General features: G+C 65.2%; 22 protein-coding genes and 1 tRNA gene. 6 read left to right on the forward strand and 17 right to left on the reverse strand.

What is annotated here, in order from left to right; genetic code table 11:
* Positions 1–113: 113 nt before the first annotated feature.
* The gene (gene aceF / locus WKW82_RS32970) at positions 114–1,790 is read right to left on the reverse strand and encodes a dihydrolipoyllysine-residue acetyltransferase (protein ID WP_340347137.1); all 1,677 of its coding nucleotides are present in this window, start codon (positions 1,788–1,790) and stop codon (positions 114–116) included.
* A 51-nt stretch (positions 1,791–1,841) separates the two neighbouring features.
* Positions 1,842–4,556, reverse strand: coding sequence for a pyruvate dehydrogenase (acetyl-transferring), homodimeric type (gene aceE, locus WKW82_RS32975; RefSeq protein ID WP_340347138.1), 2,715 nt, complete (start codon positions 4,554–4,556; stop codon positions 1,842–1,844).
* A 204-nt stretch (positions 4,557–4,760) separates the two neighbouring features.
* Between aceE and WKW82_RS32980 the strand changes: the two genes are divergently transcribed.
* The 5 genes from WKW82_RS32980 to WKW82_RS33000 all read left to right on the forward strand — a co-directional run bounded on the left by WKW82_RS32980 (position 4,761) and on the right by WKW82_RS33000 (position 11,895).
* On the forward strand, positions 4,761–7,301 hold the full coding sequence (locus WKW82_RS32980; protein WP_340347174.1) for a PAS domain-containing sensor histidine kinase: 2,541 nt from the start codon (positions 4,761–4,763) through the stop codon (positions 7,299–7,301).
* Positions 7,298–7,924: a response regulator transcription factor gene (locus WKW82_RS32985; protein ID WP_340338741.1), complete on the forward strand. Its 627-nt coding sequence runs from the start codon at positions 7,298–7,300 to the stop codon at positions 7,922–7,924. Before WKW82_RS32980 ends, WKW82_RS32985 begins: the two co-directional genes overlap by 4 nt.
* Before the next feature lie 91 nt (positions 7,925–8,015).
* Positions 8,016–8,864, forward strand: coding sequence for a bifunctional methylenetetrahydrofolate dehydrogenase/methenyltetrahydrofolate cyclohydrolase (locus WKW82_RS32990; protein WP_340347139.1), 849 nt, complete (start codon positions 8,016–8,018; stop codon positions 8,862–8,864).
* A 139-nt stretch (positions 8,865–9,003) separates the two neighbouring features.
* Positions 9,004–11,064, forward strand: a complete 2,061-nt coding sequence (locus WKW82_RS32995; protein WP_340347140.1) for a M3 family metallopeptidase — start codon at positions 9,004–9,006, stop codon at positions 11,062–11,064.
* A 174-nt stretch (positions 11,065–11,238) separates the two neighbouring features.
* Positions 11,239–11,895 (forward strand): glutaredoxin family protein, encoded by a 657-nt coding sequence (locus WKW82_RS33000; RefSeq protein WP_340347141.1) that lies wholly within the window; start codon positions 11,239–11,241, stop codon positions 11,893–11,895.
* Positions 11,896–11,966: 71 nt separating this feature from the next.
* On the opposite strand, the gene rpiA is transcribed toward WKW82_RS33000, so the two are convergent.
* Positions 11,967–12,665: a ribose-5-phosphate isomerase RpiA gene (gene rpiA / locus WKW82_RS33005; RefSeq protein WP_340347142.1), complete on the reverse strand. Its 699-nt coding sequence runs from the start codon at positions 12,663–12,665 to the stop codon at positions 11,967–11,969.
* A 39-nt stretch (positions 12,666–12,704) separates the two neighbouring features.
* On the opposite strand from rpiA, the gene WKW82_RS33010 reads away from it, so the two are divergent.
* A complete protein-coding gene (locus WKW82_RS33010; RefSeq protein ID WP_340347144.1) occupies positions 12,705–13,760 on the forward strand; it encodes a quinone-dependent dihydroorotate dehydrogenase in 1,056 nt (351 codons plus the stop codon).
* Between the two features lie 4 nt (positions 13,761–13,764).
* On the opposite strand, the gene WKW82_RS33015 is transcribed toward WKW82_RS33010, so the two are convergent.
* From WKW82_RS33015 to uvrB, 14 genes are all read right to left on the reverse strand, one after another.
* A complete protein-coding gene (locus tag WKW82_RS33015; protein WP_340347145.1) occupies positions 13,765–14,451 on the reverse strand; it encodes a phage holin family protein in 687 nt (228 codons plus the stop codon).
* 66 nt (positions 14,452–14,517) lie between these two features.
* A complete protein-coding gene (locus tag WKW82_RS33020; RefSeq protein WP_340347146.1) occupies positions 14,518–14,832 on the reverse strand; it encodes a glycine zipper domain-containing protein in 315 nt (104 codons plus the stop codon).
* A gap of 114 nt (positions 14,833–14,946) precedes the next feature.
* Positions 14,947–16,050, reverse strand: a complete 1,104-nt coding sequence (locus WKW82_RS33025; protein WP_340347147.1) for an NAD(P)/FAD-dependent oxidoreductase — start codon at positions 16,048–16,050, stop codon at positions 14,947–14,949.
* Positions 16,051–16,083: 33 nt separating this feature from the next.
* Positions 16,084–16,212, reverse strand: a complete 129-nt coding sequence (locus WKW82_RS33030; RefSeq protein WP_340347148.1) for a stereocilin — start codon at positions 16,210–16,212, stop codon at positions 16,084–16,086.
* Positions 16,213–16,324: 112 nt separating this feature from the next.
* A tRNA-Val gene (locus WKW82_RS33035) sits at positions 16,325–16,399 on the reverse strand.
* Positions 16,400–16,474: 75 nt separating this feature from the next.
* The gene (dnaQ, locus tag WKW82_RS33040) at positions 16,475–17,194 is read right to left on the reverse strand and encodes a DNA polymerase III subunit epsilon (protein ID WP_340347149.1); all 720 of its coding nucleotides are present in this window, start codon (positions 17,192–17,194) and stop codon (positions 16,475–16,477) included.
* 85 nt (positions 17,195–17,279) lie between these two features.
* Positions 17,280–17,618, reverse strand: a complete 339-nt coding sequence (gene fdx / locus WKW82_RS33045; protein ID WP_340338731.1) for an ISC system 2Fe-2S type ferredoxin — start codon at positions 17,616–17,618, stop codon at positions 17,280–17,282.
* 9 nt (positions 17,619–17,627) lie between these two features.
* A complete protein-coding gene (hscA, locus tag WKW82_RS33050) occupies positions 17,628–19,484 on the reverse strand; it encodes a Fe-S protein assembly chaperone HscA (RefSeq protein ID WP_340347150.1) in 1,857 nt (618 codons plus the stop codon).
* Positions 19,485–19,547: 63 nt separating this feature from the next.
* A complete protein-coding gene (hscB, locus tag WKW82_RS33055; RefSeq protein ID WP_340347176.1) occupies positions 19,548–20,066 on the reverse strand; it encodes a Fe-S protein assembly co-chaperone HscB in 519 nt (172 codons plus the stop codon).
* 145 nt (positions 20,067–20,211) lie between these two features.
* Positions 20,212–20,535: an iron-sulfur cluster assembly protein IscA gene (gene iscA / locus WKW82_RS33060; protein WP_218511567.1), complete on the reverse strand. Its 324-nt coding sequence runs from the start codon at positions 20,533–20,535 to the stop codon at positions 20,212–20,214.
* 1 nt (position 20,536) lies between these two features.
* Positions 20,537–20,950: a Fe-S cluster assembly scaffold IscU gene (iscU, locus tag WKW82_RS33065; protein WP_340338728.1), complete on the reverse strand. Its 414-nt coding sequence runs from the start codon at positions 20,948–20,950 to the stop codon at positions 20,537–20,539.
* 41 nt (positions 20,951–20,991) lie between these two features.
* Positions 20,992–22,212, reverse strand: a complete 1,221-nt coding sequence (locus tag WKW82_RS33070; RefSeq protein ID WP_340347151.1) for an IscS subfamily cysteine desulfurase — start codon at positions 22,210–22,212, stop codon at positions 20,992–20,994.
* A gap of 76 nt (positions 22,213–22,288) precedes the next feature.
* The gene (gene iscR, locus WKW82_RS33075; protein WP_213953907.1) at positions 22,289–22,825 is read right to left on the reverse strand and encodes a Fe-S cluster assembly transcriptional regulator IscR; all 537 of its coding nucleotides are present in this window, start codon (positions 22,823–22,825) and stop codon (positions 22,289–22,291) included.
* A 217-nt stretch (positions 22,826–23,042) separates the two neighbouring features.
* Positions 23,043–25,175 (reverse strand): excinuclease ABC subunit UvrB, encoded by a 2,133-nt coding sequence (gene uvrB, locus WKW82_RS33080; RefSeq protein WP_340347153.1) that lies wholly within the window; start codon positions 25,173–25,175, stop codon positions 23,043–23,045.
* Between the last annotated feature and the right edge of the window lie 71 nt (positions 25,176–25,246).

Raw genomic sequence — 25,246 nt, forward strand, 5'->3', positions numbered from 1 at the left:
GTAACCTCGCCGGGCCACCCCAACAAGTCTGCTTCCCCCAAGAGATGACGCCGCAAGGGTCAATGGGCTTGCAAACCCTCGCAGGGCCGCGGACGCCGATGGCGTCGCCAAGCTCATAGCAATACGCGGCGGAAGTCCCCGAGGATCTGCCCGATGTACACGTTGAAGCGCGCAGCGGCAGCACCGTCGATCACGCGATGGTCCCAGCTCAGCGACAGCGGCAGCATCAGGCGCGGCTGGAAGGCCTTGCCGTCCCACACCGGCTCGATCGTGCTCTTGCAGACACCCATGATCGCAACCTCGGGCGCATTGATGATGGGCGTGAAGTAGCGCCCACCGATGCCGCCCAGCGAACTGATCGTGAAGCAGGCGCCCGACATGTCGGCCGGGCCGAGCTTGCCGTCGCGCGCCTTCTTCGCCAGCTCGCCCATTTCCTGGCTGATCTGGATCACGCCCTTCTTGTCGGCGTCCTTGATCACGGGCACCACGAGGCCGTTCGGCGTGTCGGCCGCGAAGCCGATGTGGAAGTACTTCTTCAGCACCAGCGCATCGCCGTCCAGCGAGCTGTTGAACTCGGGGAACTTCTTCAGCGCCGCGACCGAGGCCTTGATCAGGAAGGCCAGCATCGTGACCTTGACGCCCGACTTCTCGTTCTCCTTGTTGGTGGAGACGCGGAAGGCTTCCAGGTCGGTGATGTCCGCATCGTCATGGTTGGTGACGTGCGGGATCATGACCCAGTTGCGATGCAGGTTCGCGCCGCTGATCTTCTTGATGCGCGACAGGTCCTTGCGCTCGAACTCGCCGAACTTGCTGAAGTCGACCTTGGGCCACGGGATCAGGCCCAGCGCCGCGCCGCCGTCGCCGCCACCGGCCGGGGCCTTGGCAGCCGATGCCTTGGTGCTGGACTGGCCGGTCATCACGGCCCTTGTGAAGCCCTTGACGTCTTCCTCGGTGATGCGGCCCTTGGGACCGGAACCCTTGACCTCTTCCAGCGGCACGCCGAGTTCGCGGGCGAACTTGCGCACCGATGGCGATGCATGCGGCAGGTTGCCCTTGGGCGCGACCGTCGGGTCATGCGCCGCCGGTGGTGCACTCGTTGGGGCAGAGGACGGCGCGGCAGCAGGCGCCGGTGCCGAAGCGGTTGCAGCCGCAGGCGCCGCGGCAGCCTGCGCCGGCGCGGCCGCCGGCGCCGCAGCACCGCCACCCGAGCCTTCGATGATCGCGATCAGGTCGCCGATGTTGACCGTGTCGCCGACCTTGACCTTCAGTTCCTTCAGCACGCCGGCCGCCGATGACGGAATCTCCATCGACGCCTTGTCCGATTCCACGGTGATGAGCGACTGCTCGACCTTGATCGTGTCGCCGGGCTTGGCCAGCAACTCGATCACCGCGACGTCCTTGAAGTCGCCGATGTCCGGCACCTTCACCTCGATCGGGCCGGCCGCCGCAGCGGGTGCTGCAGCAGGCGGCGGCGCGGCCACAGGTGCGGCAGCCGGGGTCGCAGCCGGTGCAGCGGCGGGCGCGGCAGCCGGCGCAGCGGCAGCACCGCCACCCTCGCCTTCCAGCACCAGCACCACCGAGCCTTCCTTGACCTTGTCGCCCACCGCGACCTTCAGTTCCTTGACCACGCCGGCCTGGCTCGACGGAATCTCCATCGACGCCTTGTCCGACTCCACGGTGATCAGCGACTGTTCGGCCTTGACCGTGTCACCCACCTTGACCAGCACCTCGATCACTGCGACTTCATCGAAATCGCCGATGTCCGGCACCTTGACTTCCACTGTTGCCATCTCGTTGTCTCCCGCCCGTGAGGCGAATCGGTTGTTCGGGTTGTTGGTTGATTACGCGTAGAGCGGGCTGATCTTCTCGGCGTTGATGCCGTACTTCTTGATCGCCTCGGCCACCTTGGCTGCCGGCAGCGCGCCATCTTCGCTGAGCGCCTTGAGCGCGGCAACGACGATGAAGTGGCGGTTGACCTCGAAATGCTCGCGCAGCTTGGCGCGGAAGTCGCTGCGGCCGAAGCCGTCGGTGCCCAGCACCTTGTAGTTGCGGCCCTTGGGGACGAACGGACGGATCTGCTCGGCGTAGGCCTTCATGTAGTCGGTCGACGCGACCACCGGGCCGCTGCTGGCCGCGAGTTGCTGCGCCACGAAAGGCACGCGCTGCGCGTCGGTCGGGTGCAGCAGGTTCCAGCGATCGGCTTCCTGGCCGTCGCGCGTCAGCTCGTTGAAGCTCGGGCAGCTCCAGACGCTGGCGCTCACGCCCCAGTCCTTCTCCAGCAACTCCTGTGCAAAGAAGCTTTCGCGCAGGATGGTGCCGCTGCCGAGCAACTGCACCGTCGGCGCCTTGGCCTTGAGCGCCGGGCCCTGCTTCGCGAGGTACATGCCCTTGATGATCTGCTCCTCGGTGCCGGGCTGCAGGCCGGGCATCGGGTAGTTCTCGTTGAGCAGCGTGATGTAGTAGTAGACGTTTTCCTGGCGCTCGACCATGCGCTTCAGGCCATGGTGCAGGATCACGCCAACTTCATGCGCGAAGGTCGGGTCGTAGCTGACGCAGTTCGGGATGGTGTTGGCCAGGATGTGGCTGTGGCCGTCCTCGTGCTGCAGGCCTTCGCCGTTCAGCGTGGTGCGCCCCGAGGTGCCGCCCAGCAGGAAGCCCCGTGCCTGCATGTCGCCTGCCGCCCAGGCCAGGTCGCCGATGCGCTGGAAGCCGAACATCGAGTAGTACACGTAGAACGGCACCATGATGCGGTTGTTCGTCGAGTACGACGTGGCCGCCGCGATCCAGCTCGACATGCCGCCGGCTTCGTTGATGCCTTCCTGCAGGATCTGGCCGGCCTTGTCTTCCTTGTAGTACATGACCTGGTCCTTGTCGACCGGGGTGTACTGCTGGCCATCCGGGTTGTAGATGCCGACTTGGCGGAACAGGCCTTCCATGCCGAAGGTGCGCGCCTCGTCGACCAGGATCGGTACGACGCGCGGGCCGAGCGCCTGGTCACGCAACAGTTGCGTGAGGAAGCGGACGTAGGCTTGCGTGGTCGAGATCTCGCGGCCTTCGGCGGTCGGCTCGGTCACGGCCTTGAACACTTCCAGCGCCGGCACGGTAAAGCTCTCGTCGGCCTTGGTGCGGCGGTGCGGGAGGTAGCCGCCCAGCGCCTTGCGGCGTTCGTGCAGGTACTTCATTTCCGGCGTGTCGTCGGCCGGCTTGTAGAAGGGGATGTCGGCGATCTGGCTGTCGGGGATCGGGATGTTGAAGCGGTCGCGGAACAGCTTGATGTCGTCTTCGCTGAGCTTCTTGGTCTGGTGGACCGTGTTCTTGCCTTCGCCGATCTTGCCCATGCCGAAGCCCTTGACGGTCTTGATCAGCAGCACCGTCGGCTGGCCCTTGTGGTTCACGGCCGAATGGAAGGCCGCGTAGACCTTCTGTGCATCGTGGCCGCCGCGGCGCAGCTGCCAGATGTCGTCGTCACTCATCTTCTCGACCATCGCGGCGGTGCGCGGATCGCGGCCGAAGAAGTGCTTGCGAACGTAGGCCCCGTCGTTGGCCTTGAAGGACTGGTAGTCGCCATCGACCGTGTCCATCATGATCTTGCGCAGCGCGCCTTCCTTGTCGCGCGCCAGCAGCGGATCCCAGTTGCTGCCCCACAGCAGCTTGATGACGTTCCAGCCCGCGCCGCGGAACTCGCCTTCCAGTTCCTGCACGATCTTGCCGTTGCCGCGCACCGGGCCGTCCAGGCGCTGCAAATTGCAGTTGATGACGAACACCAGGTTGTCGAGCTTCTCGCGTGCGGCCAGGCCGATGGCGCCGAGCGATTCGACCTCGTCCATTTCACCGTCGCCGCAGAACACCCAGACCTTGCGGTTCTCGGTGTTGGCAATGCCGCGGGCATGCAGGTACTTGAGGAAGCGGGCCTGGTAGATCGCCATCAGCGGGCCCAGGCCCATCGACACGGTCGGGAACTGCCAGAACTCGGGCATCAGCTTCGGATGCGGGTAGCTGGAGAGGCCCTTGCCGTCGACTTCCTGGCGGAAGTTGAGCAGTTGCTCCTCGCTCAGGCGGCCTTCGAGGTAGGCGCGGGCATAGACGCCCGGCGACACGTGGCCCTGGATGTAGAGGCAGTCACCGCCGTGGTTCTCGCTCTCGGCATGCCAGAAATGGTTGAAGCCGGCGCCAAACATGGTGGCGAGCGAGGCAAACGAGCCGATGTGGCCGCCGAGGTCGCCGCCTTCGGGCGGGTGGTGGCGGTTGGCCTTGACCACCATCGCCATCGCGTTCCAGCGCATGTAGGAGCGCAGCCGTTCTTCGATCTCGAGATTGCCAGGGGAGCGTTCTTCCTGGTCCGGCTCCAGGGTGTTGACGTAGGCGGTGTTGGCCGAGAACGGCTTGTCGATGCTGTTCTGGCGCGCATGCTCGAGGAGCTGCTCCAGGAGGAAGTGAGCGCGTTCAGGGCCCTCACTCTGGATGACGGCGGACAGGGCGTCCATCCATTCACGTGTTTCCTGCGCGTCCGCGTCATTCGCGGCCGAGCCAAAAAGATTCTCGGGTTGTGCCGACATTGATGTCTCCTGGGTGTGGATGGCAGCCAATTTACCGCCGTGTTTGCAACGGCAGGAAGTTTCGCACAACATTTGTGTAATTTCAAATGGTGCTTGTTGATTTTATATTGTGATATTTTAAGTTTCAGTCCAGTGACCTTTCCTGCGCGAGTGTCACGGTCCATTCCACGGCCCCGCAGAGGGGTTCCCCTACACTCGGGGGCAATGCCGTTTACGTCCTCCGTCGAAGCAGCGCGCCAAGTCGCCAATTCGTCGCCCTTGTCCTGGTGGCGACGGTGGTGGCGCCGCCAGACACCCGTCCTGCAGGATGCGGTTGCGATGCTGGCCCCGCTCGCGGCGGTTCTGCTGTTCCTCGCAGCCATCGTTTCCGCGTTCTGGTACCTGCGTGCGGAAGAACTGGAGCGCGAACAGGAGTCCGTCAAGCGCGACGTCGAATACGCCCAGCAACGCCTGCGCCTGCGCCTGCTTGAGCGGCAGGAGCAGTTGATGCGCATCGCACGCGACGCCTCCAACCGCGAGATCGATTCCTCCGAATTCGCCAGTCGCGCCGAGTCGCTGGTGAGCCAGTTCCCGGAGTTGCAAGCCGTCACCTGGATCGACGACCGCCGCCGCGTGAAGGCCGCGTACGCCGCGCCCAGCGTGCATCCCTCGCAGCAACACCCGCTCGGCGAAGTGCTGCGGCCTGGCGATATCGAAACCAACTACGCCCTTTCTCGCGAATTGCGCCAGCCGGTGTATTCGCAGCCGATCGCGGGCAACGACCCGCCGAGCTTGTTGCAGCTCCACATCCCGCTGTTTGACCAGGGTTTGTTTGCCGGCGTGCTGATGGGCGAGTTCTCCATCGACGGCCTCTTGCGCTACGGCATCCCGCCCGAGGTGGCCGCGCGCTATGCGGTGTCTTTGCTCGACGCCAAGAATGGCCTCATCGCCGGCAACACGGTCAACCCGCGCGAAGCCGGCACGCGCGTGCTGCCGTGGAACGAACACACCAACGAATACGAGGTGCCGGTCTCGCCGGTCGGCAATGGCCTGTTGCTGCGCGCGCAGGCCTATCGCACCTCGCAGGGCTTCGTCGGCAATGGCTTGTTCTGGCTCGTTGGCGCACTCAGCGTGCTGACAAGCTGGATGCTGATCGGCACTTGGCGCCACACGCGTCGCCGCCTGCAGGCCCAGCAGGCATTGGTTGCCGAAACCAACTTCCGCCGCGCGATGGAAAACTCCATGCTCACCGGCATGCGCGTGCTGGACCTCGAAGGCCGCATCACCTACGTCAACGCCGCCTTCTGCGCCATGACCGGCTGGAGCGAAGCCGAACTGGTTGGCCAGACGCCACCCTTCCCCTACTGGCTCGAATCCGACCGCGAAGTCATGAACGAGCGCCTCGAGGAAGAACTGCACGGCCGCGCCCTGCCCGGCGGCTTCCAGGTGCGCGTCAAGCGCCGCAACGGTGGCGTGTTCGATGCCCGACTCTATGTCTCCCCGCTCATCGACGCGCGCGGCCACCAGACCGGCTGGATGACCTCGATGACCGACATCACCGAGCCCACCCGCATCCGCGAGCAGTTGTCGGCCTCACATGAGCGCTTCACGATCGTGCTGGAGGCGCTGGACGCGTCGGTGTCGGTGGCACCGCTCGGCAGCAAGGAACTGCTTTTCGCCAACAAGCTGTACCGGAGTTGGTTCGGCTCCAACACGGTCGGTCACCTCGACATGGTGGCGCAGGCAGGCGTCCCGGCGTCGCAGGCGCACGACGACGGCCTGGACGACGTCGACCCCTATGCCGGACTGCCGATCGACACGCTCACTGCGGCCCAACCCGGCAACAACGAGATCTTCGTACCCGACCTGGGCAAGTGGCTCGAAGTGCGCTCGCGCTACCTCACTTGGGTCGATGGCCGCCTGGCGCAAATGGTGATTGCCACCGACATCACCCCACGCCGCGATGCCGAGGACCTTTCAGCCGCGCAGGCCGACCGCGCGCAGGCCGCCAGCCGCCTCATCACGATGGGCGAAATGGCTTCCAGCGTTGCGCATGAACTGACGCAACCATTGACTGCCATCAACAACTATTGCAACGGCATGGCCTCGCGCATCAAGGGCCAGACCATCGACAGCGACTCGCTCCTGGCCGCGCTCGACAAGACCTCCAAGCAGGCCCAGCGCGCCGGCCAGATCATCCAGCGCATCCGCTCCTTCGTGAAGCGCAGCGAGCCCAACCGCACCCCGGCCGAAGCCAGCACGATGGTGAGCGAGGCCGTGGAACTCGCGGGCATCGAATTGCGTCGACGCAATGTGCGGCTCAACCACTATGTGGCGGCGCGCCTGCCGATCCTGCGGGTGGACCCGATCCTGATCGAACAGGTGCTGGTCAACCTCCTGAAGAACGCGGCGGAGTCCATTGACGTCGCCAACCGGCCCCTCGCGCGCCGCAGCGTAGAGTTGCGGGTGGTTCCGAGAGTGATCGACGGTCAGAATGCCGTCGAGTTTTCGGTGCAGGACACCGGCATGGGTCTGGCGCCGGAAGTCATGGACCGGCTGTACGAAGCATTCTTTTCGACCAAACCGGAAGGAATGGGCATCGGGCTGAACTTGTGCCGGACCATCGTGGAATCCCACCGTGGCAGGATGCAGGCAGAGAACATTTACAATCTCTCACAAGTAGTTGGCTGCCGTTTTTCCTTCTGGATTCCGGTGTTTGACGCGATAGACCCCATTGCAAGTGATGAGACAAAGGTAACGGCATGAGTTTGATTCCCAAGAAGGGCACGGTCTACGTTGTCGATGACGACGAAGCGGTCCGAGATTCCCTGCAATGGCTGCTGGAAGGCAAAGACTATCGGGTTCGCTGTTTCGATTCGGCTGAATCCTTTCTTTCCCGCTACGACCCGCGCGAAGTCGCGTGCCTGATCGTCGACATCCGCATGGGCGGCATGACCGGGCTGGAGTTGCAGGACCGGCTGATCGAGCGCCGCTCCCCGCTGCCGATCGTGGTCATCACCGGCCATGGTGACGTGCCGATGGCAGTCGACTCCATGAAGAAGGGCGCGATGGATTTCATCCAGAAGCCCTTCAACGACGAGGAACTCGTCACGCTGGTCGAGCGCATGCTCGAACACGCCCGCGGCGCCTTCGCCCAGCACCAGCAATCGGCCAGCCGCGACGCGCTGCTGTCCAAGCTGACCGGCCGTGAAGCCCAGGTGCTGGAGCGCATCGTCGCCGGCCGCCTGAACAAGCAGATCGCCGACGACCTCGGCATCAGCATCAAGACGGTGGAGGCGCACCGCGCCAACATCATGGAAAAACTCAACGCCAACACGGTCGCCGACCTGTTGAAGATCGCGCTGGGGCAGAACGCCCCGAAGAACTGAGGCACGGCGCGTTCCCGAATTCGCCACCTCACCCCACAGCGCCCGTCACGCCTCGCGTGAACGGGCGCTTTTGCTTGGAGAATCACCGCCCATGACCGCACAACTCATCGACGGCAACGCACTTGCCAAGACCATCCGCGCCGAAGTCGCCGGCCGCACCCAGGCCCTGCGCGCACGCGGCATCACGCCAGCCCTTTCCATCATCCTCGTCGGCGAAGACCCGGCCAGCCAGGTCTACACCAAGCACAAGGTCAACGACAGCACCGAGACCGGCCTGCAGGCCACGCTGGAACGCTATCCGGCCACGATGACCGAGGCCGACCTGCTCGCCCGCGTCCGCGCGCTCAATGACGATCCCAAGGTGCACGGCATCCTCGTGCAGTTGCCGCTGCCCAAGCACATGGACAGCCAGAAGGTCATCGAGACCATCTCCCCCGCCAAGGACGTCGACGGCTTCCACATCCACAGCGCTGGCGCACTGATGACCGGCGCCCGCGGCTTCTGGCCCTGCACGCCCTACGGCTGCATGAAGATGCTCGAATCCATCGGCTACTCGCTGCGCGGCAAGCATGCGGTGGTCATCGGCCGCAGCAACATCGTCGGCAAGCCGATGGCGATGATGTTGCTCGCGCAAAGCGCCACCGTCACCATCTGCCACAGCGCCACCGCCGACCTCAAGGCCATGACCTTGCAGGCCGACGTGATCGTCGCCGCGGTCGGCAAGCGCAATGTGCTCACAGCAGACATGGTCAAGCCCGGCGCGGTGGTGATCGACGTGGGCATGAACCGCAACGACGAAGGCAAACTCTGTGGTGATGTCGACTTCGGCGGCGTGCGCGAGGTGGCCGGCTGGATCACGCCAGTGCCGGGCGGCGTCGGCCCGATGACGCGCGCGATGCTGCTCGTCAACACACTCGAGGCGGCCGAAAACGCGGGGTGAGGCTCCGCGTACTCAGCTCCTCACACCTGCGACCAGAGCCCCCACACCAATGACCCGGTAAAGCCGGCGCCATGGTGCTTCCGGCCGAAACAACGGCACACTTGAACTCGGCGCCTCCGCCCGCCATCTCAACCAGACCATGACCAATCCCCTCCTCGATTTCTCCGACCTCCCGCTGTTCGACAAGATCAAGCCCGAGGATGTGGCGCCCGCCGTCGATGTTCTGCTGGCCGATGCCGAGACCGCGCTGCAAACCGTGACCGCGCCGGAGTTCCCGGCGGAATGGTCGGCCATCGCCAAGGTACTGGACGTCTCCACCGAGCGCTTCAGCCGGGCCTGGGGCGCGGTCGGACATCTCAATGCCGTCGCCGACACGCCCCCATTGCGCGCCGCCTACAACGAGGCGATGCCGCGCGTCACCGCGTTCTGGACCCAACTGGGCTCCGACGAGCGCATGTATGCCAAGTACAAGGCCGTCGACGTGGCCACGCTCAACGCCGAGCAACGCCAGGCCCACAAGTACGCGGTGCGCAACTTTGTGCTCGGCGGCGCGGAACTGCAGGGCGCAGCCAAGGAGCGCTTCGCGGCCATCCAGGAACGGCAGGCCGAGCTGAGCCAGAAGTTCAGCGAGAACGCCCTCGACGCCACAGATGCCTTCGCCTACTACGCCGAACTGCCGGAACTCGAAGGCGTGCCGGACGACGTCATCAGCACCGCCCGCACCGCCGCGGAAGCCGAAGGCAAGCCCGGCTACAAGCTCACCCTGAAGATGCCTTGCTACCTGCCGGTGATGCAGTTCGCCAAGAGCAGTGCGCTGCGCCAGACGCTCTACCGCGCCTACGTCACGCGGGCCAGCGAGTTCGGCCCGCCGGAACTCGACAACACCGCGCTGATCCGCGAGATCCTTGAACTGCGCCAGGAAGAAGCCCGGTTGCTCGGCTACAGGAACTTCGGCGAACTCTCGGTGGTGCCGAAGATGGCCGAGTCGCCGGAACAGGTCATCAAGTTCCTGCGCGATCTCGCTACCAAGGCCCGCCCGTATGGCGAGCGCGACCTGGCCGACCTGCGCGCCTTCGCCGCCGAATCGCTCGGCCTGGCTGACCCGCAGCCTTGGGACTGGAGCTACATCGGCGAGAAGCTCAAGGAAGCGCGCTATTCCTTCAGCGAACAGGAGGTCAAGCAGTACTTCACCGCGCCGAAGGTCATGGCCGGGCTGTTCAAGATCGTCGAGACCTTGTTCGAAGTGAACATCCGCCGCGACGACGCGCCGGTCTGGCACCCGAGCGTCGAGTTCTATCGCATCGAGCGCCAGACCCCGCAAGGCGCGCAGAAGGTCGGCCAGTTCTACCTCGACCCGTCCGCACGCGCCGGCAAGCGCGGCGGCGCCTGGATGGACGACGTCCGCGCCCGCTGGCTGCGACCCGACACCGGCGCGCTGCAGACGCCCGTCGCGCAACTGGTCTGCAACTTCGCCGACGGCGTCGACGGCAAGCCGCCGCTGCTGACCCATGACGACGTGACCACGCTGTTCCACGAGTTCGGCCACGGCCTGCACCACATGCTCACGCAGATCAACGAGCGCGATGTATCGGGCATCAGCGGCGTCGAATGGGATGCGGTCGAGTTGCCGAGCCAGTTCATGGAGAACTTCTGCTGGGAATGGGACGTGCTGCGGCACATGACCGCACACGTCGACACCGGCGAGCCGCTGCCGCGCGCCCTGTTCGACAAGATGACCGCCGCCAAGAACTACCAGAGCGGCCTGCAGACGCTGCGCCAGATCGAGTTCTCGCTGTTCGACATGCTGCTGCACACGAGCTACGACGCCGCCACGGCCCAGCCCGGCGACGTGCTCGCGCTGCTGGGCCAGGTGCGCGCCGAAGTGGCCGTCATGCCTTCACCGGATTTCAGCCGCACGCCCAACACCTTCAGCCACATCTTCTCGGGCGGCTATGCGGCCGGCTACTACAGCTACAAGTGGGCCGAGGTGCTGAGCGCCGACGCCTATGCCGCCTTCGAGGAAACGGCTGGCGCCAATGGCGAACCCAGCATCGAGACCGGCCGCAAGTACCGCCAGGCCATCCTCGAAGCCGGTGGTAGCCGCAGCGCGATGGAGTCCTTCAAGGCCTTCCGCGGCCGCGAGCCGCAACTTGATGCGCTGTTGCGGCATCAGGGCATGGCCGAGTCGCACGCGGCCTGACGAAGGTGTGAATATTTCTATCGAGGCCACCAAACTCGGGCTTGCGCTGCGCAATCACACGGGAGTGCGGCTGTGCTGCCCGAACTGGTCCATTGGCCGGCGAGAAATCTTCACACCCTCCAAGCCCTGACGGATACTCGGCCCCAACTGACGCGGACGACCCGGAGTTTCCCGATGAGCTTTTCCTCTTCCTGCCGCAACGCTCGGCACCTCCCGCTCCTGTTGCTGTTGTTGGCCGGCAGTGCGATGGCGCAGGTCTATCGCCAAGTGGACAAGAACGGCGTCGTGAGCTACTCCGACCAGCCGCCATCCAGCGCCGCACAGCCGCCCGCGACGCCCCGCCGCGGCACGGTGAACGAGATACCTGATCCGGGCGCCAGCGCACTGCCCTACGAGCTTCGGCAGGTGGTCCAGCGCTATCCCGTCACGCTCTACACCGGCGACGACTGCCAGCCCTGCAACGCCGCGCGCTCGATGCTGACGACCCGTGGCGTGCCCTTCAGCGAACGCACCGTCAGGTCCAACGAAGACGTCGCGGCGCTGCAGCGCCTGAGCGGCCAGAACACCCTCCCGTTGGTCAGCATCGGCACGCAGCAACTGAAGGGCTACTCGGACATCGAATGGTCGCAGTACCTCGATGCGGCGGGCTACCCGAAGAGCAACCAGTTGAGCGCCGGCTACGCCAGGCCGTCCGCACAGCCGCTGGTCGCCATCAAGGAAGCTCCAGCTGCACGTGCGCCCGCCAGCGCTGCTGCGCCGGTCGCGCCTCCGCCAGCGCCAGCGGCCATCTCGGGGCCGACGCCCGACAACCCCGCCGGGATCAAGTTCTAGGCCCGCCGGCCGAGCCCGTCCCGGGCGGGGATCAAGTCGATACGGCAAGGCCCCATCGACTTTGAAAGCCCTCAGTCGAACTTGAGCGTCTGCACGCCCGTTGGCATACCCAGCAGGCACACGTCCGCCTTCTGGTGCGCAAACACGCCCACCGTGACCACGCCGGGCCACTGGCTGATCTCGCTCTCGAACGCCAGGGGATCAACAATCTTCAATCCGGTGACGTCGACGATGTGCTGGCCGTTGTCGGTCACCAGCGGCAGGCCTTCGCGCTCGCGCACCTGTGCGATGCCGCCAAGCTTCTCGAACTGATGCATCACGCGGCGCGCAGCCATCGGAATGACTTCCACCGGCAGCGGAAATGCCCCCAGCACCTCGACCCGCTTCGACGCGTCCGCGATGCAGATGAAGCGTCGCGATTGGGCCGCGACGATCTTCTCGCGCGTGAGTGCCGCGCCACCGCCCTTGATCATGAATCCGCGACCATCGATCTCGTCCGCACCGTCGATGTAGACCGAAAGTTCGTCCACTTCATTGCTGTCGAACACCTCGATGCCCAATGCGCGCAGGCGTTCGGTCGATGCCACCGAGCTTGAAACCGCGCCGCGAATCCGGTCCTTGATGGTGGCGAGCGCCTCGATGAACTTGTTCACCGTGGAACCCGTGCCCACGCCGACGATTTCGCCAGGCACCACATATTCGAGCGCGGCCAAGCCAACGAGGGCCTTGAGTTCGTCCTGGGTCAAAGGCGCCGGGGCGGATGCATTCATAGGGGAAAATCCTGAGTGTCTGAAGCCGAGAATTATCCAATGTCCCTGTTGCTCCCCTACGCGCTTGCGCGCCCCTTCCTGTTCGGGCTCGACCCCGAGCAGGCACATGAACTCACCATCGCCGGCCTGGAGCGCACGCAGAACACGCCGCTCGCCTGCGTCTACGGCGGCTCGCGCGTCGAGGATCCTGTCACGCTGGCTGGCCTGAAATTTCCCAACAAGATCGGCCTGGCTGCGGGACTCGACAAGAACGCACGCTGCATCGATGGCTTCGCCTCGATGGGTTTCGGCTTCGTCGAAGTCGGCACCGTCACGCCCAAGGCCCAGCCGGGCAATCCCAAGCCGCGCATGTTCCGCCTTCCTCAGCGCGACGCGCTGATCAACCGCCTGGGTTTCAACAACGACGGGCTCGATGCCTTCATCGCCAACGTGCAGCGTGCGCGCTTTCGCAAGAGCGCTGGCAGCAAGGTGCCGATGCTGCTGGGCCTCAATATCGGCAAGAACGCCGCCACGCCGATCGAACGCGCGACCGACGACTACCTGCAGTGCCTTGAAGGCGTCTACCCGCACGCCGACTACGTCACGATCAACATTTCCAGCCCCAACACGGCCAACCTGCGCACGCTGCAGAGCGACGAGGCGCTCGACGCCCTGCTTGGCACGCTCGCAGCGCGGCGCAAGTCGCTTGCGGCGCAGCAGGGCCGGCAGGTGCCGCTGTTCGTGAAGATCGCGCCCGACCTCGATGAATCGCAGGTGGCGGTGATCGCCGCCACCTTGAAGCGCCACGGAATGGACGGCGTGATCGCCACCAACACGACGCTCTCGCGCGAGGCGGTGGCCGGCTTGCCGCATTCGAACGAAGCGGGCGGCCTCTCCGGTGCGCCGGTGCGCGAAGCCAGCAACCGCGTCATCGGCCAACTGCGCGTCGCGCTCGGCAAGGCATTTCCAATCATTGGGGTCGGCGGGGTCATGAGTGCGGCCGACGCGAAGGCGAAGATCGCAGCCGGTGCAGACGTTGTACAGATCTACACCGGCCTGATCTATCGCGGCCCCGGGCTCGTGCGCGAGGCCGCCAGCGCGCTCAAGCGCGGCTGAAGGTTCAGCGCATGCGCCAGATCACCGGCGCGATCACGGCGCTCCAGCGAATCAACCGGCGCGGACCCACCACGGCAACGACGGCGGCCGCTGCCACGCCCGCAGCCACCGGATGCTCGCGCGCAATGCGCAGCGCGGCGGCACTGGCGGATTCGTCGGGCAAGGTGCCCGGTGCAGGCTCCGGGTCTGGCGCTTCGAGGGTCATGATGCGCAGCCGTTGCCGCTCGATGCGCGCCAGCAACTCCTCGCGCGTGACGGGTCGCGCGGGCCGCTCTTCGTCATCGTGGCTGTCAAGGCCGAGGCGGTGCCGCGTCCATTGCCAGTCACGCTCGAACTCGCGGCGCGTCTCCGCAACGACAGTCTTCGCATCGTTCATGGCCCGCACGAGCTTCACCACCGCGATCACCCACAGCACGATCCACAAGGCCGCAACCGACCAGGCTGCGGCGATGCGATTCGGCGTATCCCAGAAATGCACCACGACCGCGACCGAGAGCAAGGCCACGGCAACCGTCGTGAGCCCCAGCACGGCGACCACGAGCAAGAGCATCTGCTTGTAGCGCTGCTTTTCTTCCTCCCACGCCGCGCGCAGCAATTGAACACGGTCTTCGGCCGCGAGAGCGCCTTCGCTGGCCGCGATGCGCAGCCTGCGTATCCGGGCATCGAGCCCGAACAGGGACGACAACTTCATGGGCAGACTCCACGTCTGCGAATCAAGTGCACGGGTCGATGCGGTGGCGTGTGAGACTTGGTGCCGTCAGTCGCGGCGGCCAAGCAGCAGGCCCACCAGCACGCCGACGGCCAATGCGGCGCCAGCGATCTGCCAGGGTTCGTCATGCGCGTAGGCATTGGCCGAACCGGCTGCTTCGCGCGCCTTCTTGGCGGCAAGCTTGGTCTTCTCCTGGGCCAGTTCACGGGCGATCGCCAGCTTGGCGTCGACGCGCTGGCGCAGTGCCTTGATGTGCGGGATGGAATCGAGTTCCTTGCTGGCCAGCACGCCGCGCACGTCGTTGGCCAGATCCTCCGCCACAGCGTTCGCTGCCGCTTCAAGATTTTGAGTGGATGCAGTCATTTGTATATCTTCCCTCCAGTAGATGGTGGGCCGGCACCGCGCCGGCCACTTCACGCCAGCAAGTGGCGTGCCGACTCATGGTACATGCGCCCCCGCGCTTTGGCGCACCGAAACTCATACTTTCGATAGCAGTTTGGCCACGTGCCGCGCGATCGCCAGGCTGCTGGTGAGACCGGGCGACTCGATGCCGAAAAGGTTGACCAAGCCGGCCACGCCATGGTCCTCGGGCCCCTGGATCATGAAATCGGCGGCGGGCTGGCCGGGCCCGGAAATCTTGGGTCGCATGCCGGCATAGCCGGGGAGCAAGGCACCGTCGGATAGCTCCGGCCAGTAGCGCCGGACTTCCGCATAAAAGGCGTCGCCGCGCGCGGGGTCGACGACGAGGTCATCGGGCGTATCGACCCATTGCACGTCAGGTCCGAACTTCGCCTGTCCACCCAGGTCGAGCGTGAGGTGCACGCCGAGGCCGGCCGCCTCGGGGACGGGGTAGATCAGACGGCTGAAGGGCGCACGGCCGGCCAAGGTGAAGTAGTTGCCCTTGGCGAAGTACGGCGTCGGTACGAGACTCGCGTTCAGGCCTTCGAAGCGCCGCGCCAGCGCCGGGGCGCCGAGGCCTGCTGCGTTGACCACGCTGCGACAACGCAGTTGCGTGCCGTCCGAGGCCTGGAGGACGATCGCGCCATCACGACACTCGGCACGTTGCACCGGCGACTTGAGCGCCACGACGCCACCCGCGTTCTCGAGTTCGCCCTGCAGGCTCAACATCAGTGCATGGCTGTCGACGATGCCGGTGCTTGGGGAATGCAGCGCCGCCATGCAGTGGAGCTTCGGCTCCATCTCGCGGACGGCATCGAGATCGAGCCATGAGAGATCGTCGACACCATTGACGACAGCCTTCGCGCGGATGGCCTCCAGTTCGCCAACCTGCGCCGCCGAGGTCGCGACGATGAGCTTGCCGCATCGCCTGAATGGCAGACCGCGCGCGTCCAGGTAGTCGTACAGAAGCCACTTGCCCTCGACACATAGCCGCGCCTTGAGGGAGCCCTTGGGGTAGTAGATGCCGGCGTGGATCACCTCGCTGTTGCGCGAACTGGTGCCGGTGCCGATGGCGCCCTCGCTCTCCAGCACGATGACCTCGCGACCCGCCAGCGCCAGTTCACGCGCGACGGCCAGTCCGACCACTCCGGCGCCGATGACGGCGCAATCAAATTCATCCATTGCCCGAGCTTAACCACGCAAGCACGCGGGCAACTACACCTTTTGCGGTGCGTCGGGCTCGGAGGGATCGGGTGTGGGTGCGACGGGGCCTTCGTCCGGCTCGACCGGCATGTCGGGTGGGTCCGGTGCGGGGGCTGTGGCCATGCCAGGGAATGGAACCATGACGAGTCTCCTTCGATGCGCGCTAGTTTGAACCCATTTGGGCGCATGCGACGAGCAGGCGTGACGAGACGTCGGCCCGGGCCGACATCGTGTGCTTGCGAAAGAAGAAATTTGGTGGGCGGTGGAGGTTTCGAACCTCCGACCCCAGCAGTGTGAATGCTGTGCTCTACCCCTGAGCTAACCGCCCTGATCGGAACCTGTGCAACCGCGTGGGTTGTTGGCACCGCCAGATTTGCTCCGCCGTTTCAAGCGGAGCCTCAGATTATGCCACAGAATTTTCAGTGACTTGCCGAAACAACGTGCGGCCGTTGCTGGCCTTGTCGAGCTGCAGCAACGCGGCCTCGTGCGCGGCGAGTTCCTGCTCGCCCGCCATCAGCACCGGCAAGGTGAACTGGCGCAGGTCGATGGCGACGACCGCGCCGATCTCCGGCTCGTCCTGGCCCACGTCGATCAGCAACGCATCCTGGCCGCGGGTGAGGTTGATGTAGACGTCGGCAAGCAGTTGCGCGTCGAGCTTCGCGCCGTGGAAGGTGCGGTTGGAGCGGTCCACGCCGTAGCGATCGCACAGCGCATCGAGCGAATTGCGCTTGCCGGGATACAGCTGCTTGGCCATGGCCAGCGTGTCGGTGACTTCGCTGACGAAGGTGTGCAGGGGCGGCAGGCCGGCCAGCTCGAGTTCCTTGTTGAGGAAGCCGACGTCGAAGGCCGCGTTGTGGATGATCAGCTCGGCGCCGCGCAGGTACTCGACCACGTCATTCGCGAGCGTGCTGAACTTGGGCTTGTCGCGCAGGAAGTCGGTGGTCAGGCCGTGCACCTTGAGCGCGTCTTCATGGCTCTCGCGCTCGGGGTTGAAGTAGATGTGCAGGTCGTTGCCGGTGAGCTTGCGTGCATACAGCTCGACGCAGCCGAGTTCAATCACCCGGTCGCCGTTGTCGGCGGACAGGCCGGTGGTTTCGGTGTCGAGGACGATCTGGCGCGTCATGCGTGCCCCCCGTCTCGGCACTTCGTGTCCTCGCCGCCGCCGGCGGGGGCGCGAGCTTGCTTGGGGCGGCCCTGCGCTGCGCTCATCAGTGATTTTCCTTGGCGTGGTTGATCGAATACTTCGGGATCTCGATGGTCACGTCCTGCTGCGCGAGGATGGCCTGGCAGCTCAGGCGCGATTGTGGTTCGAGCCCCCAGGCGCGGTCGAGCAAGTCCTCTTCGGCCTCGTCGGCTTCGTTGAGCGAATTGAGGCCCTGGCGCACGATCACGTGGCAGGTGGTGCAGGCGCAGCTCATGTCGCAGGCATGCTCGATGTTGATCTTGTGGTCGAGCAAAGCCTCGCAGATCGAGGTGCCGGTGGGCGCGCTGATTTCGGCGCCCTGCGGACAGTACTCGGCGTGGGGAAGGATCTTGATCGTGGGCATTCTTTTTTTCTAGAGAGACTCGAGCTTGCGGCCCGACAGCGCGCGCGCAATGCCCTGGTTCATGCGCTGCGCGGCAAAGGCTTCGGTACCGTCTGCAAGTGCCTTGGTGGCAGCTTCGACAATGGCCGCCTCTTCGGTGCCGCGTGCTTCGCGCAGCCCGTTCATCAGCGATTCGATTGCGGCGCGTTCATCGGCATCGAGCAGGTCGCCATCGGCATCGAGCGCGCTTTGCGTGGCGAGCAGCATGCGGTCCGCATCGACGCGTGCTTCGACGAGCGCGCGCGCCTGCATGTCGGCGGCGGCGGTGGTGAAGCTCTCTTGCAGCATCTTGGCGATCTGGTCGTCCGACAGGCCGTACGACGGCTTGACGGTGACATGCGCCTCCACGCCGCTGCCTTGCTCCTTCGCGCCCACGCTCAGCAGGCCATCCGCATCGACGGTGAAGGTCACGCGGATGCGCGCGGCGCCGGCGGCCATCGGCGGGATGCCGCGCAGCTCGAAGCGCGCGAGGCTGCGGCAGTCGGCCACCAGGTCGCGTTCGCCTTGCACCACGTGCAGCGCCAGCGCGGTCTGGCCGTCCTGGTAGGTGGTGAAGTCTTGCGCCATCGCAGTGGGGATGGTCTGGTTGCGGGGCACGATGCGCTCGACCAGGCCGCCCATGGTCTCGATGCCGAGGGACAGCGGGATGACGTCGAGCAGCAGCAGGTCGCCGGCGCCGCCATTGCCGGCCAGTTGGTTCGCCTGGATCGCGGCGCCGAGCGCGACGACCTCATCCGGATTGAGGTTGGTGAGCGGTTCGCGACCGAAGAACGTCGCCATTGCGCGGCGGATCTGCGGCATGCGCGTCGCACCGCCGACCAGCACGACACCCTTGAGGTCGTCCGGCTTTAGCTTCGCGTCGCGCAACGTCTTGCGCACGGCTGAAACGGTGCGGTCGGTGAGCGCCTTGGTCGCCGCGTCGAACTGCTCGCGCGTCAAGCGCTGGTTGATCGTCCCGACAGACAAGCCAGCGTGGAAGTTGACCGACTCGGTGCCGGTCAAGGCCTCCTTGGCCGCACGCGCGGCGATCAGCAACGCGGCCTTGTCCACGGCCGTATCGATCTCGAGGCCGGTTTGCGACAGCATGAAATCGGCCAGCGCATGGTCGTAGTCATCGCCACCCAGCGCGGAATCGCCACCCGTGGCAATCACCTCGAACACACCTTGCGTGAGCCGCAGGATCGAGATGTCAAAGGTGCCGCCACCGAGGTCGTACACCGCGTAAGCGCCTTCGCTGGCGTTGTCCAGGCCGTAGGCGATCGCGGCGGCGGTCGGCTCGCTGATGAGACGCAGCACGTTCAGCCCGGCCAGTTCGGCCGCATCCTTGGTCGCCTGGCGCTGGCCTTCGTCGAAGTAGGCCGGCACGGTGATGACGACGCCATAGAGGTCGTCATCGAAGCTGTCCTCGGCGCGATAGCGCAAGGTGGCCAGGATCTCAGCACTGATCTCCACCGGTGATTTCATGCCGGCGACGGTGTCGAGCTTGACCATGCCGCCTTCGTCCACCAGCGTGTAGGGCATCGCGTGGCGGTTGGCGATGTCCGCCATGCCGCGGCCCATCAGGCGCTTGGCGGAGGTGATGGTGTTGCCCGGGTCGTCCGTGCGTGCGGCCAGCGCGTCATAGCCGATCTGGCGCCGCTCACGGTCGAGGTAGCGCACCGCGGACGGCAACAGGATGCGGCCCTCCGCATCGGGGAGGCATTCGGCCACGCCGTTGCGGATGGAAGCGACGAGCGAATGCGTCGTGCCCAGGTCGATCCCGACCGCGATGCGTCGTTGATGCGGATCCGGCGCTTGGCCCGGTTCTGAAATCTGGAGCAGTGCCATCAGGCCTCCCGCCTGCGGGGCAACGAATGCGTGAAATGGTGAGCGTGGGGGCGGTTCATGTGTCTATTGTCCCCACTGTGCCGACTTGGCATCGATGTCTTCTGCGAAGCGCTCTATGAACATGAGGGCTCTGACCTGCCGGGCCGCGCCGGGGTAGTCGGCTTTCTCGTCGATCAGCCAGTCGAGTGACGACAGCGCCCGCACCCGGCTGGCATCCACCTCGTCGCGCAGCTTGTCCGCGCCGGTCTCGTCGTGGACCTCGTCGAGTTCCTCGCGCCATTCCATCTGCTGCATCAGGAAGTCGGCCGGCATGGCGGTGTTTTTCTCGGCATCGATCGGCGAGCCATTCAGGGCACACAGGTAGCTGGCCCGCTTGATCGGGTCTTTCAGCCGCTGGTAGGCCTCGTTGATACGCACCGACCACTGCATCGCCACGCGTTGCGCGGCCGCGCCCTGGGCGGCGAAGCGGTCGGGGTGCGCCTCGCGCTGGAGTTCCTTCCAGCGCGCGTCCAGCCTGCCGCGGTCCTGCGCGAACGTGGCGGGCACGTCGAACAGCTGGAAATCGGTGTCGTTGAGGTTCATCACACAAAAAAGCCGCTGACTTCGCAGCGGCGGCATCCATTCTTTTCCAGAACCGCCGCGGAACGGGCACTGCCGGGCCGCTGGCGGCGCCCCCGGCAGGGGGTTGGCGAAGCGAAACGAAGTGTCGCGCAGCCTGGGGGCAAGCTTAAATTCTGAAGCTCTCTCCGCAGCCGCAACGGTCGCGTTCGTTCGGGTTCAGGAACTTGAAACCTTCATTCAACCCTTCACGCACGAAGTCGAGCTGCGTGCCATCGATGTACGCCAGGCTCTTCGGATCGACCAGCACCTTCACGCCACGGTCCTCGAAAACGACATCCTCCGGCGCCAGTTCGTCCACGTACTCGAGCTTATAGGCCAGGCCCGAGCAGCCCGTGGTCTTGACGCCCAGCCGAACCCCCACACCCTTGCCCCGTTTGCCGAGATAGCGGGTGACATGGCGCGCGGCTGCTTCAGTGAGCGTCACAGCCATGTCAGTGCGTCGCTTCCGTCGCGGCCACGGCCGCGCCGTGTTTCGCCTTGTAGTCGTTGACGGCTGCCTTGATCGCGTCTTCCGCCAGGATCGAGCAGTGGATCTTCACCGGCGGCAGCGCCAGTTCCTCGGCGATCTGCGCGTTCTTCAACGCAGCCGCTTCGTCCAGCGTCTTGCCCTTGACCCATTCGGTCACGAGCGAGGACGAGGCGATGGCCGAGCCGCAGCCGTAGGTCTTGAAGCGCGCGTCCTCGATCACGCCGGTTTCGGCGTTGACCTTGATCTGCAGCTTCATGACGTCGCCGCAAGCCGGGGCGCCGACCATGCCGGTGCCTACCGTGTCGTCACCCTTTTCGAAGGAGCCGACGTTGCGCGGGTTTTCGTAGTGGTCGATGACCTTGGATGAATATGCCATGGGGTTACCTCTTTGCGTCTTGTTCGGTCAATGCGTCGATGTCAGTGGGCGGCCCACTGGATCGTGCTGATGTCGATGCCGTCCTTGAACATTTCCCACAGGGGGCTGAGTTCGCGCAGCTTCGCCACGTTGTGCTTGATGGTGGAGACCGCGTAGTCGATCTCTTCCTCGGTCGTGAAGCGGCCGATGGTCATGCGCAGGCTGCTGTGGGCCAATTCGTCGCTGCGGCCGAGGGCGCGCAGCACGTAGCTGGGCTCCAGGCTAGCCGAGGTGCAGGCCGAGCCCGACGACACCGCCAGGCCCTTGATGCCCATGATCAGCGATTCGCCTTCGACATAGTTGAAGCTCATGTTCAGGTTGTGCGGCACGCGGTGCTCGAGGTCGCCGTTGATGAAGACCTGTTCCACGTCCTTCAGGCCGTCCAGCAGGCGCTTTTGCAGCTTGGCCGCCTTGGCGATGTCCTCGTCCATCTCTAGCTTGGCAATGCGGAAGGCCTCGCCCATGCCGACGATCTGGTGCGTGGGCAGCGTGCCGGAGCGCATGCCGCGCTCGTGGCCGCCGCCGTGCATCTGTGCTTCCAGCCGCACGCGCGGCTTGCGGCGCACGTACAGCGCACCGATGCCCTTGGGGCCATAGGTCTTGTGCGAGGCCAGGCTCATCAGGTCGATCGGCAGCTTGGCCATGTCGATGTGGACCTTGCCGGTGGCTTGGGCAGCGTCGACGTGGAAGATCACGCCCTTTTCGCGACAGGCATTGCCCAGCGCGACCACGTCCTGGATGACGCCGATCTCGTTGTTCACGAACATGACGCTGGCGAGGATGGTGTCGGGACGGATCGCCGCCTTGAACTTTTCCAGGTCGAGCAGGCCGTTTTCCTCGACGTCGAGGTAGGTGACTTCGAAGCCCTGCCGCTCCAGCTCGCGCATGGTGTCGAGGATGGCCTTGTGCTCCGTCTTCACCGTGATCAGGTGCTTGCCCTTGCCCTTGTAGAAGTGCGCCGCACCCTTGAGGGCCAGGTTGTTCGACTCGGTGGCGCCGGAAGTCCAGACGATCTCGCGCGGGTCGGCGCCGATCAGGTCGGCGACTTCGCCGCGGGCTTTCTCGACCGCTTCCTCGGCTTCCCAGCCCCAGGCGTGGCTTCGGGATGCGGGGTTGCCGAAGTGCTCGCGCAGCCAGGGGATCATCGCGTCGACGACGCGCGGGTCCACCGGCGTGGTGGCGCCGTAGTCAAGGTAGATCGGGAAATGAGGCGTAGCGTCCATGGCTGGCTTGGGCTGGCGAAGGATGGAAGATGGGTGAATTCGGGGGTGCCGGCACCCGCGGGCGCCGGCTGGATCATCAGGACTTGGCGAAGACGTTTCCGAGGGCGAACACCGAGTTCGGCGCGTTGACACGGATCGGCTTGACCACCGGCTGCGGCGAAATGGCGCGCTTGACGACCGGCTTGTTCTCGACCTGCACGCCCTTGGCGAGTTGGTCGTCGACCAGCTTCTGCAGCGTGACCGAGTCCAGGAACTCGACCATGCGCTGGTTCAGCGAGGCCCACAGCTCGTGCGTCATGCAGCGGCCGGCCTCACCGAGGCAGTTTTCCTTGCCGCCGCACTGGGTGGCGTCGATGGGTTCGTCGACCGACACGATGATATCGGCCACGGTGATCTCGGAGGCCTTGCGGCCCAGCGAGTAGCCGCCGCCGGGGCCACGGGTGGATTCCACCAGTTCATGGCGACGCAGCTTGCCGAAGAGCTGTTCCAGGTAGGACAGCGAAATCTGTTGCCGCTGGCTGATCGCAGCCAGCGTGACCGGACCGGTGTTCTGGCGCAGGGCCAGGTCGATCATCGCGGTGACCGCAAAACGGCCCTTGGTTGTGAGGCGCATCGCAAGCTCCTTGTGTGCTTACCGTTGAATGGACACCGTGCCGGGTAGGCTCGGCAACGTCGTCTCCGCCCTGCCCGACCCAAAACCATTGGTGTTGCCATCTGGTTGGAGCCGGCCCTTCATCTGGAGTTCGTTGGTTGTTGACTATTTCTGTCAACTATACCAGAAAGCCCTCCGTCTCGCTCGGGTAAACCCCGATTCGCCGGTGAGACAGTGGTCAGGCGCGCGAATCTCCGGGCGTCAGCACGGCGATGTTGTCGCTACCGCGGGCGCCGAACGCTTGCTCGCGCAGCAGCGCCAGTTGGTCGCGCACGCGGGCGGCCTTCTCGAATTCGAGGTTCCTGGCGTGCTCGAGCATGAGCTTCTCCAGCCGCTTGATTTCGCGCGAGACGTCCTTCTCGCTCATGTCCTCGACCTTGGCGCGCTCCAGCTCCTGCTTGGCCATTTCCTTGCCGGTCTTCTCGCTGTAGACGCCATCGATGAGGTCGCGCACCTGCTTGACGATGCTGCGCGGCGTGATGCCGTTCGCCTCGTTGTGGGCGATCTGGCGGGCGCGGCGGCGTTCGGTCTCGCCGATGGCCTTGCGCATCGAGTCGGTCATCTTGTCGGCATAGAGGATCGCCTTGCCGTTCAGGTTTCGGGCCGCGCGGCCGATGGTCTGGATCAGCGAGCGCTCGGCGCGCAGGAAGCCTTCCTTGTCGGCGTCGAGGATGGCCACCAGCGACACCTCGGGGATGTCGAGACCCTCGCGCAGCAGGTTGATGCCAACCAGCACATCGAACGAGCCCAGGCGCAGGTCGCGCAGGATTTCCACGCGCTCCACCGTGTCGATGTCGCTGTGCAGGTAGCGCACCTTGACGCCGTTGTCGCTCAGGTAATCGGTGAGCTGCTCGGCCATGCGCTTGGTCAACGTGGTGATCAGCACGCGTTCGCTCTTCTCGACGCGCAGGCGGATCTCGCCGAGCACATCGTCGACCTGGTGCGTGGCGGGGCGCACTTCGACTTCGGGGTCGATCAGGCCCGTCGGGCGCACCAGCTGCTCGACGACATTGCCGGCATGGTCCTTCTCGTACTGCGCGGGCGTGGCGGAGACGAAGATCGCCTGCCGCATGCGCGTCTCGAATTCGTCGAACTTGAGCGGCCGGTTGTCCAGCGCCGACGGCAGGCGGAAGCCGTACTCGACCAGCGTGGTCTTGCGGGCGCGGTCGCCGTTGTACATGCCGCCGAGCTGGCCGATCATCTGGTGGCTCTCGTCGAGGAACATCAGCGCGTCCTTCGGCAGGTAGTCGGTCAGCGTGGCGGGCGGATCGCCGGGTGCGCCGCCGGAGAGATGGCGCGAGTAGTTCTCGATGCCCTTGCAATGGCCGATCTCGGCGAGCATCTCCAGGTCGAAGCGCGTGCGCTGCTCCAACCGTTGCGCCTCGACCAGCTTGCCGGCGCCGACCAGTTCCTTGAGCCGGCCGGCCAGCTCGATCTTGATGGTCTCAACGGCGGTCATCACTTTGTCGCGCGGCGTCACGTAGTGGCTCGACGGGTAGACGGTGAAGCGTGGGATCTTCTGGCGGATGCGGCCGGTGAGCGGGTCGAACAACTGCAGCGTCTCGATCTCGTCGTCGAAGAGCTCGATGCGAATGGCGAGCTCGCTGTGCTCGGCCGGGAAGATGTCGATGGTGTCGCCGCGCACGCGGAAAGTGCCACGCGAAAAATCCTGCTCGTTGCGCGTGTACTGCATGCGGATCAGCCGGCTGATCACGTCGCGCTGGCCGATCTTGTCGCCCACCCGCATGATGAAGCGCATCTGCGTGTAGTCCTCGGGCGTGCCGATGCCGTAGATGGCACTCACCGTGGCCACGATCACCGTGTCGCGCCGCTCCAGCACACTCTTGGTGGCCGACAGGCGCATCTGCTCGATGTGCTCGTTGATGGACGAGTCCTTCTCGATGAACAGGTCGCGCTGCGGGACGTAGGCCTCGGGCTGGTAGTAGTCGTAGTAGCTGACGAAGTATTCGATCGCGTTGTGCGGGAAGAACTCGCGAAACTCGCTGTAGAGCTGCGCGGCCAGCGTCTTGTTGGGCGCGAACACGATGGCCGGGCGGCCGAGGCGCGCGATCACGTTGGCCATGGTGAAGGTCTTGCCGGAGCCCGTGACGCCGAGCAAGGTCTGGAACACCTCGCCGTCTTCCACGCCTGTGACCAGGCCTTCGATGGCAGTCGGCTGGTCGCCCGCCGGCGGATAGGGCTGGAACAGCTCGAAAGGCGACCCTGGAAACTTGACGAACTCGCCCTCTTTCACAGGGCCGACAGGCTCGGCATGTTGCCGTTCGGGGATGACTTCGGTGATTTCAGGCATGGGTTCGGGAAGAAATGCGGCCCGGTCGGTAAAATTCAAGCGAACTCGTTAGGCTAACCGAGTACGCCGCC

This window comes from Variovorax rhizosphaerae (assembly GCF_037889975.1).
Classification (GTDB): Bacteria; Pseudomonadota; Gammaproteobacteria; order Burkholderiales; family Burkholderiaceae_C; genus Variovorax; species Variovorax rhizosphaerae.

Bases quoted from the DNA above. Each gene is read 5' to 3' on its own strand.
- aceF (WP_340347137.1), bottom strand. From the start codon at position 1,790: ATGGCAACAGTGGAAGTCAAGGTGCCGGACATCGGCGATTTCGATGAA.
- aceE (WP_340347138.1), bottom strand. From the start codon at position 4,556: ATGTCGGCACAACCCGAGAATCTTTTTGGCTCGGCCGCGAATGACGCG.
- WKW82_RS32980 (WP_340347174.1), top strand. From the start codon at position 4,761: ATGCCGTTTACGTCCTCCGTCGAAGCAGCGCGCCAAGTCGCCAATTCG.
- WKW82_RS32985 (WP_340338741.1), top strand. From the start codon at position 7,298: ATGAGTTTGATTCCCAAGAAGGGCACGGTCTACGTTGTCGATGACGAC.
- WKW82_RS32990 (WP_340347139.1), top strand. From the start codon at position 8,016: ATGACCGCACAACTCATCGACGGCAACGCACTTGCCAAGACCATCCGC.
- WKW82_RS32995 (WP_340347140.1), top strand. From the start codon at position 9,004: ATGACCAATCCCCTCCTCGATTTCTCCGACCTCCCGCTGTTCGACAAG.
- WKW82_RS33000 (WP_340347141.1), top strand. From the start codon at position 11,239: ATGAGCTTTTCCTCTTCCTGCCGCAACGCTCGGCACCTCCCGCTCCTG.
- rpiA (WP_340347142.1), bottom strand. From the start codon at position 12,665: ATGAATGCATCCGCCCCGGCGCCTTTGACCCAGGACGAACTCAAGGCC.
- WKW82_RS33010 (WP_340347144.1), top strand. From the start codon at position 12,705: ATGTCCCTGTTGCTCCCCTACGCGCTTGCGCGCCCCTTCCTGTTCGGG.
- WKW82_RS33015 (WP_340347145.1), bottom strand. From the start codon at position 14,451: ATGAAGTTGTCGTCCCTGTTCGGGCTCGATGCCCGGATACGCAGGCTG.
- WKW82_RS33020 (WP_340347146.1), bottom strand. From the start codon at position 14,832: ATGACTGCATCCACTCAAAATCTTGAAGCGGCAGCGAACGCTGTGGCG.
- WKW82_RS33025 (WP_340347147.1), bottom strand. From the start codon at position 16,050: ATGGATGAATTTGATTGCGCCGTCATCGGCGCCGGAGTGGTCGGACTG.
- WKW82_RS33030 (WP_340347148.1), bottom strand. From the start codon at position 16,212: ATGGTTCCATTCCCTGGCATGGCCACAGCCCCCGCACCGGACCCACCC.
- dnaQ (WP_340347149.1), bottom strand. From the start codon at position 17,194: ATGACGCGCCAGATCGTCCTCGACACCGAAACCACCGGCCTGTCCGCC.
- fdx (WP_340338731.1), bottom strand. From the start codon at position 17,618: ATGCCCACGATCAAGATCCTTCCCCACGCCGAGTACTGTCCGCAGGGC.
- hscA (WP_340347150.1), bottom strand. From the start codon at position 19,484: ATGGCACTGCTCCAGATTTCAGAACCGGGCCAAGCGCCGGATCCGCAT.
- hscB (WP_340347176.1), bottom strand. From the start codon at position 20,066: ATGAACCTCAACGACACCGATTTCCAGCTGTTCGACGTGCCCGCCACG.
- iscA (WP_218511567.1), bottom strand. From the start codon at position 20,535: ATGGCTGTGACGCTCACTGAAGCAGCCGCGCGCCATGTCACCCGCTAT.
- iscU (WP_340338728.1), bottom strand. From the start codon at position 20,950: ATGGCATATTCATCCAAGGTCATCGACCACTACGAAAACCCGCGCAAC.
- WKW82_RS33070 (WP_340347151.1), bottom strand. From the start codon at position 22,212: ATGGACGCTACGCCTCATTTCCCGATCTACCTTGACTACGGCGCCACC.
- iscR (WP_213953907.1), bottom strand. From the start codon at position 22,825: ATGCGCCTCACAACCAAGGGCCGTTTTGCGGTCACCGCGATGATCGAC.
- uvrB (WP_340347153.1), bottom strand. From the start codon at position 25,175: ATGCCTGAAATCACCGAAGTCATCCCCGAACGGCAACATGCCGAGCCT.